Below are 13,164 nucleotides of genomic sequence, written 5' to 3' on the forward strand. Positions count from 1 at the left end.
AGGCACGAGCGGCGCGAGCGGTCCGAGCGGCTCCCGCACCGTCGGCGGTGCGGGAGCCGGTCGGGCGGCCGGGGTCGGTTCAGCAGCCCGTCGCCCAGATGTGGGAGTCCCCTCGGTCGTTGGCGGCGCCGTTGTAGCCGACTTCCTGGCCGGGCCCCAGGCAGATCGTCATGGCGCCGCCCTGCCAGGCGTTCTCGTACACGCGGACGTGGTCCTTGATCCCCGCTCCGGAGATGCCGTGGTTGGCCCAGGAGGAGTCGGTGTCGGCGATCCAGTTCTCCCACCAGCCGTCGTCGCCGCTCCAGTTGGCACGCTGGCCGCCGAAGTTGGAGTCCTGCCAGGTGCAGAAGTGGCCGCTCGGACACTCGGCCGCCTGGACCGGCGCGGTCAGAGCGAGGCCGCCGGCGAGGGCGAGCAGGGCCGCGGCGGCGGTGGTGAGCATGCGCTTCATCAGGTGTGGATGCCTTTCCGTGTGGTGGTGCCCGCGGACAGTTCGGCTGCCCGCTGCAGTGCGCGGCTGCGCAGCTGCCGGTAGGTGGTGAGCTGATCGGCGCGCAGGGCGCGCACCTTCGCCAGCTCGGCGGGTTCCAGCCGGGCCCGTACGTCGGCGAGTCCGCTCTCGCGCTCGCACCGGGCGGCGACGGCGGGGTCCGGGCGGTCGGGGCGCGGGGCGCCGGGCGGGGCGGCGCACCGGGTCCAGCGCTCGAGCGCCGCGCGGTGGGCGGGATCGTTCTTCATCCGCGCCTGGGCTTCGGCGCGCAGGTTGTCGACGGTCACCTGGGCGCGGAACCAGTGGGCCTGGTCGCCGTACAGGGTCTGCCGGGCGGTGGCGAGGCAGCCGTCGGTGTGGGCTCTGACGGTGTGGCCGGTGGCGAGCGTGAGGGACAGCTCGCGGGGGCCGGTGCCGAAGAGGGCGGTCTGGAGGCGGCGGTCTTCGCCGTCCGTACGCGGCCGGACGGCGAGGGTGAGTCCGCGGGCGGCGAGGCAACGGTCGACGAGGGTGCGCTCGACGGTCTTGAGCAGCTCGTCCTGAGCCCTGGGTGACGGTGGGACGATCGGCCCGGGCGTGGTGGTGACGCAGCCGGCGAGGAGCAGCGCGGTGACCGCGGTACCGACGGCGCTGCGGACATGCGCGGTCCTGCGGAACATGGCGATCCCCCTCGCGACGCACCTGGTCAGCGGGCATCGTGGTGGTCGTCACGGCCCGTGGCGATCACTGCCCGGGTGGGTGCCGGCCATGCGGGAGGTCACTCGAAGGGGTCGAACGCGCCGGAGTGTGCGCCGCTCGCGGGACGGCTCGCGCCTGCGGGCGGAATCCAGTCCTCCGGGAACGACGCAGCCCCGGTTGGACGGGGGATTCCAACCGGGGCCGCTTGCCGTGACGACGAAGAGCGGTCACCTCTGGGGGGGACCTGGGGACCGGGCCCCTTCGCAGTCACATATGAATGAACGATAAACCTTCACTGCGTGTTCCGCGGTACCCGGGGTGCCCGATGTGAGACACCTCACCCCGTTTTCGCCACTCTCGCGTCTCGCCCTACGGGCGGTAGACCTCGCCGGGCTCGGCCTTGCCGGGCGCCAGCAGCTGCGGCACGGTCACGAATGTGAACCCCCGCCGCTTCAGCTCGTCGATGATCCCGGGGACCGCGGGCACGGTCCCGTCGTAGATGTCGTGCAGCAGAATGATCCCGTCACCCTCGGCGCCGTCGAGTATGCGCTGCCGTATGAGCGTGGAATCGGTCGTGGAGTAGTCCTTGGCCGTGACGCTCCACAGGATCTGCGCGAGACCGAGTTCGCGGCTCACCTCGGCCACCGTGCCGTCGGTGCGCCCCTGCGGCGGACGCATCAGCGTGGGCCGGCGCCCGGTGATCTTCTCGATCGCGTCCTGGGTGCGGGAGAGCTCGTCGCGCACCTCCTCGGCCTCCAGGTCGGTCAGTATCCGGTGGGTCCAGGTGTGATTGGCGACCTCGTGCCCTTCGTCGGCGATGCGCTTGACCACCTCGGGGTAGCGGTCCACGTGCTTCTTGCCGAGCAGGAAGAAGGTGGCGGGGACCTGCTCCTCCTTGAGCACGTCGAGGAGGTGCGGCGTGTCCTTCCCCGGGCCGGCGTCGAAGGTCAGCGCGATGCACTTCACCTTGGCGCAGTCGACCGTGCCGCCCGCACCCGCCTTGTCGTCCGAGCCGGCGGCCTCCCCCCTGGCTTCCTCCGGGGTGAGGGGGTCGACCCCGCAGCCACTGAGCGCCAGCACCAGAGAGGCCGCCGCCAGAAGGGCGACGGCCGGTCCACGGCGCTTCCCCGGCTTGGATCGAAACATGGTGCAACCCGCTTTCCCCGTAGACGACTCGAAGAGCCACTCGCGCCTGGTCAGAGCGGCTACGAGTGGCACGCCGAGCACACTACACACGGTGTATACATGCCATGCATAGGGGGTGGGGCAGCGATCTTCCCTACCGAGGCCGACGGTCGCCCGGGGCACACCTGTGCCCCGGGCGGCGCCCGTCCGCTCCGCCCGGGGCGTCTGCGTGCCGGTGGGGCCGGCCTGTCAGCGGGAAGCGAGCAGCAGCCGCGCCTCGGTCTCCTGGTCGCCGGAGACCGACTGCAGCGACCGGACGTCGAAGGTGGCGGCGAGTGTCTTCTCCATCTCGTCGACGGCGTGGTAGCCGCCGGTCAGGGTCGCTCCGACCAGGCCGTTCAGATGAACGGGAGTGATCTCCTCGCGGCGGCCCGCGGCCGTGTCGAAGGTGGCCATCCAGACCGTGGCCGCGGATGTCGTGGCCCCCCGTGGGCCTGGCGACGTCATGTCCTCGAGCTGGTAGAAGTGGTCGAGGGCGTCGAAGACCGCCTGGGCGTCCTCGCGGTCGCAGTCGCTCAGCTGCACGGTGACGTCGGTGTCGATGTGCATGTCGTACACGTCGCTCATCTCCTCGCGGCCAGACGGGCCGGTCGTCCTGCCAACGCTTCCAGCATCCCTCGCACGCGGAGGTCCCGCGAGGCTCCGAGGGCGCTTCGGAAACGATTCCCCGTGCGCGGTTGAGGATGCGCCCGTGCGGTTATCCGCAAAAAGGGGACGGGACGACGACTGGAGGTTCCGTGTCCAAACGACCAGGCCAGGACGGGGCGGAGTCCGAAGGTCTCAACCGCGGGCGTCACGAGACGCCGGAGGAACGCGCGGACCGGCAATGGGCCGAACTCATCCAGGAGATCAGGGTCGCCCAGACGGGCGTCCAGATCCTGTTCGGCTTCCTTCTCACCGTCGTCTTCACCCCCCGCTTCCCCGAGCTGTCGACGGCCGACCGGACCATCTACATCGTCACCGTCTCGCTCGGCGCCGCGGCAACCGGCGCTCTGATCGGCCCCGTGTCCTTCCACCGCCTGGTGGCGGGGCGGCGGATCAAGCCGCAGGCCGTGGAGTGGGCCTCCCGCCTCACGTTCATCGGGCTTCTGCTGCTGGTCGCGACGCTGGCCTCGGCGCTGCTGCTGGTGCTGCGGGTGGCCACGGCAACGCCGCACGTGCCCTGGCTGGTGGTGGCTCTCGTCGTCTGGTACCTGCTGTGCTGGTACGTACTGCCCCTCTGGGTGCGCCACCGGTACACGAACAGAAACGAATCGTGAACGCCGCGGCTCACGCCGTGCCGGTCACCTGCTCCACGGTGTCGGCCTCGGCGGCTGATTTGTCGGGGCGGTGGCGTACGACCCGGGCGAAGCGCAGGGTGACGCCCGCCGGGTAGCGGGTGGAGCGCTGGAGGCCGTCGTAGGCGATCTCGACGACGAGCTCGGGCCGTACGCGTACGGTGAATCCGTCGTCGCCCACGGCCAGTTCCCCCAGCTTCTCGGTCTGCCAGCGCAGCATCTCGTCGGTGAGGCCCTTGAACGTCTTGCCCAGCATCACGAACGTGCCGTCGGCGGCACGGGCGCCGAGATGGAGGTTCGAGAGCAGCCCGGTGCGACGGCCGTGGCCCCACTCCGCCGCGAGCACGACGAGATCGAGGGTGTGCACGGGTTTGACCTTCAGCCACGTACGGCCCCGTCTTCCTGCCACGTAGGGCGCGTCCAGCGCCTTGACCAGGACTCCTTCGTGCCCGCGCGCCAGGGTGTCGGTGAAGAACCGCTCCGCCGCCTCGACCTGGTCGAGGGAGCCGGGATCGTCGACGACGCACCGCCGCACCCGCAGGGGCTCGGGAAGCAGGCCGGCCAGGGCGGCATGACGCTCCTGCCCGGGGCGGTCGATGAGGGCCTCGTCGGCCACGGCGAGCACGTCGAAGAACACGGGCGAGAGCGGCAGCGCCGCGCTGGCCGTCTCCACGTCGACGCGTGAGCCGACCCGCGAGGCGATGTCCTGGAACGCCATCGGCCGGCCGGTGGCCGGGTCCAGGGCGATGACCTCGCCGTCCAGGATGAACGACTCGGCCGGCGTCTCCCGAGCACGGGCGACGACTTCGGGCAGCCGCCCGGTGATGTCGTCGAGGGAACGGGTGAACACCTGGACCCGTTCCCCGTGCCGGTGCACCTGGATGCGGAAGCCGTCGAGCTTCTCCTCCACGACGCAGGGGCCGAGGGCGGCGACGGCCTCGGGCACCGAGCCGGCGGTGTGGGCGAGCATCGGCAGGACGGGGGTACCGACCCGTAGGTCGAAGGCGCCGAGGGCGGCCGGGCCGTCGGCGAGCACGGCCTGCGCCACGCGCGGCAGGGACCCTTCCAGCATCACGGCACGGCGCAGGTCGGCGGAGGGGACGGTGGCGGCCCGCGCGACGCCCTCCAGCGCGATGGCGTCCAGGGCGCCCTGGCGCACGTCGCCGGAGAGCAGGCGGAGCAGGAACTCCTGCTCCGGCCGGGTGGCGGCGGCCATCAGCTCATGGACGAGCCGGGCCCGCTCCGCCTGCGAACCGGCGCCCGACACGGCCGCGAGCGCGGTCATGGCGGCGTCGGCGCCCGCGAGTGTGAGGGTGGGGTGCTCGGCGGGCGGCACGGCCGGCGGGAGGACGCCCTTGAGCACGCTCCAGCCGACCCCGATACGCCCCTGCGGGAGCCGGCCGGAGAGATACGCGATCACGAGCGGGCTCTCCTCGGGCGCCGCCTCCGAGAAGAGCTCGGCCAGCACGGCGATCTTCCGCGAGCGGGCTGAGGTGGCGGCGACCTGCTGGGAAGCGTCCGCGACTCGGGCCAGAAGCATGGCCCCATCCTGCCCCGCAGCCACGCGGAGCCGCACGTCGGACGAGGGCGCCTGCCCCCGCCGCACCGGTCCCCGTGCCGCGCGCAGGACGCCGACCGCAGGACGCCGACCGCGCCGCCGAGCGCATGAACCCGACGGACGCGGCCATCACCGCGTTCCCCGCGGGCCGTTCCTCGCAGCAGCTCGGAGCGGTCGCCGCGACCCGGCTCAGGCCATGACCGCGAACACCACGACCGCGCCGGTGCCGCCCCGCTCGTGATCCCTACGCCTCCCCCAGCACCACCGCCTTCTTCTCCTCGACGGTCGCCGCCCTCCGGCGTCGGAGGCGGTCGAGGAGTCCCCGGCGGGTGCGGCCGACACCCTGGGCCCCGCGGGCGGCCGGGCGCGGAAGCACAGCCGGACGCGGTGGCCGGGCGACGCCCTGCACCGCTCCCCCGTCCGGGCGCGGGGCCGGGCGGTCCGCGCGGGCCTCGTCCAGGGCGAGCGCCAGGCTCATACGGTGCCAGAGGATCTCGTCCGGGTCGTCCGCCAGCATCAACCGGTCCGCGATCTCGCGGGAGGCCGCCGACTCCGGACGCCCCGAGGGCGGTTCGGGGCGCAGCCGGTCCAGATGGGTGCGCTCGTAGGGGTCGTCGACGACCTCCCCGAGCTGGACCGGGTCGAGGAGCGAGGCGATCGCCGCGGCCCGCACCCACGGGTCCTCGGTCGCGCGGAGCAGCAGCCCCAGCCGCCGTGCCCGCCAGTTCCGCGGCCGCCGGTCCTCGCCTCCGTCGATCCGCTCGCGAAGCTCCTGCGGAAGCCTGCCGGTCAGCAGCTCCTGCCGCGTCAGGGCGAACTCGCCCAGCTCACCGGCGAGATAGAGCCAGACCACCGCGCGATAGCGGTTCAGATAGAACCGCACCGGGCTGAAGTGCCCCGTCCTGGCCAGCTTGGTGAAGCGGTCCGGTGTCACGGACAGCAGCGCGGCCGCCTCCGTCGTTCCGACTGTGCGGACGCGCTCGCGCAGTCCGCACGGAAAGTCCGGTGCGGCTCTGAGCCGGTCGACCTCTGCCTGCTCCACCCGGCGCCGCGCACCCGGGGCGCCGAGGACGCCGGCGGCTCCCGGTCCCCTCGGCGCACCGGGCGCCGCTCCCGGCACCGTCCTCACCAGGCCCAGTTGAACGGCGAGCTGGAACTCGTCGCGCCTCAGCTCCAGTTCCTGTGCGGCCCGCGTCGGTGCCAGTGCGCGCATGCCTTCTTCCACCGTCATGACGGTCCCCCCCGTGAGCGACGAATACTCTCGGTGACGACCGTAGCCCGCAGCGCCCCGTTCCCGCTCGGCCTGTGGACAACCGTGAGAGCGTCGTCAGGCGGCACCGACTCGCCCTGTGGACAACCTCAGAGCTCGGCGACGCCCGCCCGGCCCGGCTGCCGCGCCGACACTCCGAGGTGCTCACCGACCCGGTTCACGAGCAGTGTCATCTCGTACGCGACCTGACCGACGTCCGCCTCCGCCGCGCTCAGCACGCACAGGCAGCTCCCCTCCCCCGCCGCCGTCACGAAGAGCAGGGCCTCGTCGAACTCGACCATCGTCTGCCGCGCGCGCCCGGCCTGGAAGTGCCGGCCCGAGCCACGGGCCAGGCTGTGCAGGCCGGAGGACACGGCGGCCAGATGCTCGGCGTCCTCCCGCTTCAGACCACTGCTCGCGCCCGTCACCAGCCCGTCGTTCGACAGCACCAGCGCGTGCCGTATGTACTCGACCCGCTGGGTCAAGTCGTCAAGGAGCCAGTCGAGTCCCTTGTCCAGCGCCATGTGTCGGTCCTTCCCCCTGTGTGTTGCGTCCCCGTCGACCCGAAGTCCCCGTGGTCCGCGTGTCGCGCGCAAGCCTTACGCACTGTCGTGGACAGAGCAAGCACCCCCGGGCGCCTTGCGTGCCGCACCATGGGGGGCATGGCGAAGATGACCGAGGAACAGTGGCGGGCGTTCGTGTCCACGGGAACACGCACCGGCAAGCTGGCGACCGTGCGCGACGACGGCAGTCCGCACGTGGTCCCGGTCTGGTTCGTTCTCGACGGCGACGACGTCCTCTTCAACACCGGCAAGGACACCGTGAAGGGGCGCAATCTGGCCCGCGACGGGCGGGTGGCCCTGTGCGTCGACGACGACCGGCCACCGTTCGCCTTCGTCACGCTCCAGGGCCGCGCCGAGATCAGCGAGGATCCGCTCGAACTGCGCCACTGGGCGGCGCGGATCGGCGGCCGCTACATGGGCGAGGACCGCGCCGAGGAGTTCGGCGAGCGCAACGGCGTCCCCGGCGAACTGCTCGTCCGCGTACGGATCGAGAAGGTGGTCGCCGAGGGCGGCGTCTCCGACTGACCCCGTGACCTGCCGGCCTGCCCGCGTAGCCCGCCGCCCTGCCCTCGTAACCTGCCGGCCTGCCCTCGTAACTCACCGGCCTCCCTCACCCGACGGAATCCAGCAGCCGGGCCGTGTGCATGCGTCCGGCGTACTCGACGAGCCGGATCAGCACTTCCTTGCCCGAGTCACGGTCCCGCGCGTCGCACAGCACGACGGGCGTGCCGCGGTCCAGGTCCAGCGCGCGGGAGACATCGTGCGCGCCGTAGTTCCGGGCGCCCACGAAGCAGTTGACCGCGACGACGAAGGGGATCTTGCGGTGCTCGAAGTAGTCCACCGCGGGGAAGCAGTCCTCGAGTCGTCGCGTGTCGGCGAGGACGACGGCGCCGAGCGCCCCCTGGGACAGCTCGTCCCAGAGAAACCAGAAGCGGTCCTGTCCCGGTGTGCCGAAGAGGTAGAGGGAGAGGCCGGAGCGGATCGTGATGCGGCCGAAGTCCATCGCCACGGTGGTGGTGGTCTTCCGGTCGACGCCTCCGGTGTCGTCAACGGTCTCGCCGGCCCGGCTGAGCTGTTCCTCGGTGCGCAGCGGACGGATCTCGCTGACCGCGCCCACCAGGGTGGTCTTGCCGACGCCGAATCCGCCGGCGACCAGGATCTTCAGGGCGAGCGCCGTGGTGTCCACGCCGCCGTCCGCACCGGTGTTGCTGTCAGAGCGCTCGTAGGCCATCGATGACTTCCCTCAGGATCCGTTCGTCGGGCAGCTGTGCGGGCGGTACGGGTCGGCTGACCTTGACGAAGCCCGCTTCGAGGAGGTCGCCGAGGAGGACACGGACGACCCCGACGGGCAGATCGGCGTCGGCGGCGAGCTCGGCCACCGACTGCGTCTCGGCCCGGCACAGCGTGAGCAGGGCGCGGTGCTCCGGGCCGAGGAGCGACTCCTCGGCCCGGCCGGGCGGGTCGTCGTCGACGACGACGAGTGCGATGAGGTCGAACCGTACGTTGCTGGGTCCCGGTTTCGTACGGCCACCGGTCATGGCGTACGGCCGGACGAGCGGCCCCGCGTCCGCGTCGTACCACTGGCTGCCCGGCACGGTCGGGCCGTCGCCGGTGCTGTCCTCGTTCATGGTGTCTCCGGTGTCTCCGGTGCTCCGGTCAGCCGGCGGCCGGCGGGGTCGCGGTGAGCCGCGGCGGGGTGTGCAGGTGCTCGCCGACGCGCTTCACCAGGCGGGCCATCTCGTAGGCGATGAGCCCGATGTCCGCGCTCACCGAGCTGAGGACGGCGAGACACGAACCGTCTCCCGCTGCGGCGACGAACAGGAAGCCGTCGTCCATCTCCACCATCGTCTGGCGCACGCCTCCGGTGTGGAACTGGCGGCCCGCGCCCTTGGCGAGGCTGTGGAATCCGGAGGCGATGGCGGCCAGGTGCTCGGCGTCCTCCCGGCTGAGTCCGCTGGAGGCGCCGACGGCCAGACCGTCGTTGGACAGGACGACCGTGTGCCGGACTTCGCGGACTCGGACGACGAGGTCGTCGAGGAGCCAGTCGAGTTCACCGGAACGGTGGTGGGACACCCTCTCGTGGTCGATCATGCGTGGTCTCCTTCACTGCCGAGGTCACTGCCGAGGTCACTGCCCAAGTCGCGGCCGTGGTCCCGGCCGTAGTCCCGGGCGGGGACACGGTCGGGGGCACGGTCGGGGTCGTTGCCGAAGGCGCGTCCGGAGCCGGTGCCGAGGGGGCGCCGGGTGCCGGGAGCCGCGCCGCCGCCTCGCGTCCAGCCGTCGCGGTAGGCGGTCATGCGGTCCCTGACCTGTTCAGGGGTGCGTTCGTCCGCGCCCTGGACGGCCGGGGCGGACGGGAGGTCGGCCGGCGCCTCGCGCAGCTGCGGTACGAGGCTGGCCTGGCGTACGCGACGGGGCAGGTCGCCCGATTCGTCGACGATGCCGGGAGCCTCCGAGGCACGGGGGCCGCCCGGAACGGACGGGGCATGCGGCGCCGGGGCATGCGGGGGCGGTGGTCCCTGGGGTGCCGGAGCCGAACGGCCGCGCTGCCGCAGGGTCGTGACGCCGGCCGGCGTCTGCTCAGGGGATTCCGACCCCTCCGGCCCCGCGCCCTCCGGCTGCCCCGCCAGGGCCGGAATCCGCGGCGGCCGCGGCAGGGGCTGCGCCGGGGACGGTACGGGAGCCACGGCGGCGGGCTGCTGCCGCCGGTGGTGCGGGAAGGGGGCTCCCGGCCCGTTCTCGCCCCGTCCGCGCTCCCCGTGCGCGCCCGGCTGTGCGTAGCCGTGCGTCGCTTCGGAGGGCGTCGCGTCGGCGGGCGTCGCCCGGGACGCCGGCGGGCTCGGTGTGCTCCGCCCGGGCGGGAGCGCGCTCTGCAGCACGTCGTTGGGGAGCAGGACGACCGCTGTCGTACCGCCGTACGGCGAGGTTCGCAGTTGGACCTTGATGTCGTGGCGGGAAGAGAGCCGGCTGACCACGAACAGGCCGAGCCGGTCGCTGTCGAAGAGGTCGAGGGCCTCGGACTGCTCGATTCGCGTATTGGCCTCGGCGAGGCTCTCCTTGCCCATGCCGAGGCCCCGGTCCTCGATCTCCAGGGCGTATCCGTTGCCGACCGGTTCCCCGCTGATCCGCACCTTGGTGTGGGGCGGGGAGAACTGGGCGGCGTTCTCGATGAGTTCGGCCAGCAGATGGGTCAGGTCGGCCACGGCGCCGCCGACGACGGCCGTCTCCGGGAGCTGACGCACCTCCACGCGCGCGTAGTCCTCGATCTCGGAGACGGCGGCCCGTACAACGTTGGTCAGTGGGACCGGCATGCGCCAGGCCCGACCGGGGGCGGCGCCGGAGAGGATGATCAGGCTCTCGGCGTGCCGCCGCATCCGGGTGGTGAGGTGGTCGAGCCGGAAGAGGTCACCGAGTTCGTTCGGGTCGTCGACCCGGCGCTCCATGCTGTCGAGCAGGTTGAGCTGGCGGTGGACCAGGACCTGGCTGCGGCGGGCGAGGTTGACGAAGACGCCCGAGATGCCGCTGGCCAGTTCGGCGCGCTCCACGGCGGCGGAGAGCGCGGCCCGGTGGACGGTGGTGAGCGCCTCTCCGACCTGCCCGATCTCGTCACCCGGGGCGGGTCCCGGCGGGGCCTCGGCGTGCACGTCGATCTCCTCGCCGGCGCGCAGCCGCCGCATGGCGGCGGGGAGTTTACGGCGGGCGATCTGCAGAGCGGTGTTGCGCAGGCTGACCAGTTCGATGACCAGGGCCCGGCCGATGCGTACGGAGATGACGAGGGAGGCGGCGACGGCGGCGAGGCCGAGCAGCACCGCGGCGCCTCCGGTGGTCAGCACGCCGCCGGCGAACGGGTCCGCGCGGTCGGTCGCGGCACGCCGGGCGTCCGTCTCGAGGGCGGTGAGCCCTCCGCGTACGACGGCCATGGCGTCGTCCCAGGTCGCGGCGGGCACGGCCTGGGCGGCCTGCCGGCCGGGGGCCGCGGCCCGTACCCGGTCCTCCGCCGCGGTGAGCTGCTGGTAGCCGCGCTGGGCGGCGAGCCTGTTCCAGGCGGCCCGCTCGGGGCCCCGCAGGTCGGCGGTGGCGGACTCGGTGAGGACGCGGCGGGTCTCGACGGCTCCGGTGAACTGCCGAAGCCTGTCCGCGCCGAGCTCGCCGCCGAGGTGGGCGGAGCCGAGCAGGGCGTCCTCGCGGGCGAGCATCTCACCGGCGCGGCCGAATTCGAGCAGCACGCGCGCGTCGGCCCCGATCTCCGCGTCCTGGATGCCGGTCAGCGCGCCGTCGACGGCGAAGGCGGCGGTGATCGCGGCGGTGTACTCGGTGTACACCCGGTCCCAGTCGGCGGTGCCGGCGGTCGCGGCGGTACGGAGCCGGCCGAGTCCCTCCGCCTTGGCGACGAACTGCCCGACCCTGTCGGCGACGTCACGGGGCAGGTCCCCCGTGTCGCCGACGGTGTGCCCGTCGTCGAGGCGGAGGCGGGCGACGGCGGCGTCGGTGCGGCGCCCCTGCTCCTTGAGCTCCGTGACGCGTCCGGCACCGGGCGCCGTGACCTGGCGTACGGCGGCGCGGCGTTCGGCCTGCAGCGCGGTGACGGCGGCGGCGACGGGTTCGCGGATCTCCGCGTCGACCCGCTGGAGCTGGCGGAGGCGTGCGATGTCCTGCGCGGTGGTGACGGTGGCGAAACCCCAGAGGGCCAGCAGCGACACGACGGGGACCATCAGCAGCGAGACGATCTTCGCCCGGACCGTCCGGGGGCGCGGACCACGGCGTCGGGGCGGAGCGGCCGGCCGGGCCCGGCCGGCCGGCCCCATCGGGGCGGCCTGCCCGTCGGGGGCGCGCTCGGGAGGTTCGTCGGCGGGCGGCCCCGCGTGCGCGCGCCGTCCGCGCGCCGCCTGCGTCGGCGCGGTGGTGTCGGCGTCCTGGGTCCTGCGGGGAGTTCGCATGGCCTCCTCGTTCCGGCTGCGTCAGTCCTGGTGCGGTGTGCGTCCCTCGCGCCGGGCCGCCCGTTCGCCGCCCTTGCGGCGGTGGGCGGCAGACGCCGAGGGGGCGTGGCCTGGGTGTCGGCTGTGGCCCAGGCATGTCCCGGGTTTGGCCCGGGTGCGGCCTGGGTGCGGCCTAGGGGTACGCCCGCCCGCCGTCCACGTGGCCCGCCGGGTACGCGGAGGAGGCGCCGGCCGTCTCCCCCGGGTACGCGGAGGAGAACCTGGCGGCCGCGGTGCCGGCGGCAGACGGTTCGGGGCGGTAGCCGGGGGGTGCTACGTCCACCGCGTGCTCGTCGGGCTCGGCGAGGCGCTCGGCCGAGGCGTACGCGGCGCGTTCCCCGGCCGTCGGGGAGAGGGCGACGAAGGCCGAGGTGATGAAGAGGTAGGAGCCGAGTCCGACCGCGAGGGGGAAGATGAACTGCATGGCCGTGGCACCGGGCAGGGAGGCCGCGGAGGGCACGACCTCGACCCGGACGGCGGCCATGCCGGTGTAGTGCATGCTGCTGACGGCCGCTCCCATGACCAGCGAGGCGACCGCCACGGCGGCCGGTGCGTGGATGTTGAGCGCCGCCCACAGCGCCGCCGTCGCGGCGACGACCGCGATGACGACGGAGAGCGCGACGAGCAGGGGGTCGTACGTCACCTGCCCGTGCAGCCGGAGAGCGGCCATGCCCATGTAGTGCATGCTCGCGACGCCGACGCCGGTCGTGAGACCGCCGATCAGGAGGGAGCGGACCCGGTCACGGCCGTGACCGACGGCGAAGACGCCGACTCCGACGACTGCCATGGCGATGAGCAGGCTGAGGATGGTCAGCGGAACGTTGTAGCGGATGTCGGTCCCGGTCACGCCGAAGCCGAGCATCGCGACGAAGTGCATCGTCCAGATGCCGGTGCCGATGGCGGACGCGGCGGTGAGCAGCCAGTTGCGTCGCGATCGGCCGGTCGCTTCGAGCGCGCGTACGGTGCAGCGCAGTCCGAGGGCGGCGCCGGCGCAGGCCATCGCGTACGACAGCGCGGGTGTCAGCCAGCCGAAGGTGGCGTGGTCCAGGTGTCCCATGACTCGGGGACGCTAGTCCGGACAAGGGGGCGCATCAGGGGCGCATTTCGAAAGCTGATGGAATATGACATAGAGATGTTCCAGAACGATCGTGCCGCGCTCGAACGTGCGCACAGGACGTTCACCCCTGA

Annotated in this window: 15 protein-coding genes; 3 read left to right on the forward strand and 12 right to left on the reverse strand. The window is 72.9% G+C overall.

Annotation, left to right across the window (positions count from 1 at the left end; translation table 11 throughout):
- Positions 1-79: 79 nt before the first annotated feature.
- The 4 genes from ACFYV5_RS31870 to ACFYV5_RS31885 form a co-directional block, all read right to left on the reverse strand.
- A complete protein-coding gene (locus ACFYV5_RS31870) occupies positions 80-451 on the reverse strand; it encodes a peptidase inhibitor family I36 protein (protein WP_355114760.1) in 372 nt (123 codons plus the stop codon).
- Complete coding sequence (locus tag ACFYV5_RS31875) at positions 451-1,149, reverse strand: hypothetical protein (protein ID WP_389174250.1); 699 nt, start codon at positions 1,147-1,149, stop codon at positions 451-453. The genes ACFYV5_RS31870 and ACFYV5_RS31875 overlap by 1 nt, the downstream gene beginning before the upstream one ends.
- Before the next feature lie 388 nt (positions 1,150-1,537).
- A complete protein-coding gene (locus tag ACFYV5_RS31880; RefSeq protein ID WP_389174252.1) occupies positions 1,538-2,314 on the reverse strand; it encodes a polysaccharide deacetylase family protein in 777 nt (258 codons plus the stop codon).
- 228 nt (positions 2,315-2,542) lie between these two features.
- The gene (locus ACFYV5_RS31885) at positions 2,543-2,920 is read right to left on the reverse strand and encodes a hypothetical protein (RefSeq protein ID WP_355114766.1); all 378 of its coding nucleotides are present in this window, start codon (positions 2,918-2,920) and stop codon (positions 2,543-2,545) included.
- 170 nt (positions 2,921-3,090) lie between these two features.
- On the opposite strand from ACFYV5_RS31885, the gene ACFYV5_RS31890 reads away from it, so the two are divergent.
- Entirely contained in the window at positions 3,091-3,612 is a 522-nt protein-coding gene (locus ACFYV5_RS31890) for a DUF6328 family protein (RefSeq protein WP_355114767.1), read from the forward strand.
- Positions 3,613-3,622: 10 nt separating this feature from the next.
- On the opposite strand, the gene ACFYV5_RS31895 is transcribed toward ACFYV5_RS31890, so the two are convergent.
- A complete protein-coding gene (locus ACFYV5_RS31895) occupies positions 3,623-5,170 on the reverse strand; it encodes an ATP-dependent DNA ligase (protein WP_389174256.1) in 1,548 nt (515 codons plus the stop codon).
- A 74-nt stretch (positions 5,171-5,244) separates the two neighbouring features.
- On the opposite strand from ACFYV5_RS31895, the gene ACFYV5_RS31900 reads away from it, so the two are divergent.
- Positions 5,245-5,388 (forward strand): hypothetical protein, encoded by a 144-nt coding sequence (locus ACFYV5_RS31900; protein WP_389174259.1) that lies wholly within the window; start codon positions 5,245-5,247, stop codon positions 5,386-5,388.
- Positions 5,389-5,432: 44 nt separating this feature from the next.
- On the opposite strand, the gene ACFYV5_RS31905 is transcribed toward ACFYV5_RS31900, so the two are convergent.
- Together ACFYV5_RS31905 and ACFYV5_RS31910 are read right to left on the reverse strand one after the other, a co-directional pair.
- Entirely contained in the window at positions 5,433-6,419 is a 987-nt protein-coding gene (locus ACFYV5_RS31905) for a DUF6397 family protein (protein WP_355114770.1), read from the reverse strand.
- A gap of 128 nt (positions 6,420-6,547) precedes the next feature.
- Positions 6,548-6,961, reverse strand: a complete 414-nt coding sequence (locus ACFYV5_RS31910) for a roadblock/LC7 domain-containing protein (protein WP_355114772.1) — start codon at positions 6,959-6,961, stop codon at positions 6,548-6,550.
- 138 nt (positions 6,962-7,099) lie between these two features.
- Between ACFYV5_RS31910 and ACFYV5_RS31915 the strand changes: the two genes are divergently transcribed.
- Positions 7,100-7,525, forward strand: a complete 426-nt coding sequence (locus ACFYV5_RS31915; RefSeq protein ID WP_389174263.1) for a PPOX class F420-dependent oxidoreductase — start codon at positions 7,100-7,102, stop codon at positions 7,523-7,525.
- Positions 7,526-7,610: 85 nt separating this feature from the next.
- On the opposite strand, the gene ACFYV5_RS31920 is transcribed toward ACFYV5_RS31915, so the two are convergent.
- The 5 genes from ACFYV5_RS31920 to ACFYV5_RS31940 form a co-directional block, all read right to left on the reverse strand.
- Positions 7,611-8,231: an ATP/GTP-binding protein gene (locus ACFYV5_RS31920; protein WP_389174266.1), complete on the reverse strand. Its 621-nt coding sequence runs from the start codon at positions 8,229-8,231 to the stop codon at positions 7,611-7,613.
- Entirely contained in the window at positions 8,212-8,628 is a 417-nt protein-coding gene (locus ACFYV5_RS31925; RefSeq protein ID WP_389174269.1) for a DUF742 domain-containing protein, read from the reverse strand. The genes ACFYV5_RS31920 and ACFYV5_RS31925 overlap by 20 nt, the downstream gene beginning before the upstream one ends.
- A 28-nt stretch (positions 8,629-8,656) precedes the next feature.
- The gene (locus tag ACFYV5_RS31930; RefSeq protein ID WP_389174272.1) at positions 8,657-9,091 is read right to left on the reverse strand and encodes a roadblock/LC7 domain-containing protein; all 435 of its coding nucleotides are present in this window, start codon (positions 9,089-9,091) and stop codon (positions 8,657-8,659) included.
- A complete protein-coding gene (locus tag ACFYV5_RS31935; RefSeq protein WP_389174275.1) occupies positions 9,088-11,937 on the reverse strand; it encodes a nitrate- and nitrite sensing domain-containing protein in 2,850 nt (949 codons plus the stop codon). Before ACFYV5_RS31935 ends, ACFYV5_RS31930 begins: the two co-directional genes overlap by 4 nt.
- 172 nt (positions 11,938-12,109) lie before the next feature.
- Positions 12,110-13,033, reverse strand: a complete 924-nt coding sequence (locus ACFYV5_RS31940) for an MHYT domain-containing protein (protein ID WP_389174278.1) — start codon at positions 13,031-13,033, stop codon at positions 12,110-12,112.
- Between the last annotated feature and the right edge of the window lie 131 nt (positions 13,034-13,164).

The organism is Streptomyces sp. NPDC003035 (genome assembly GCF_042888285.1).
Lineage (GTDB): Bacteria > Actinomycetota > Actinomycetes > Streptomycetales > Streptomycetaceae > Streptomyces.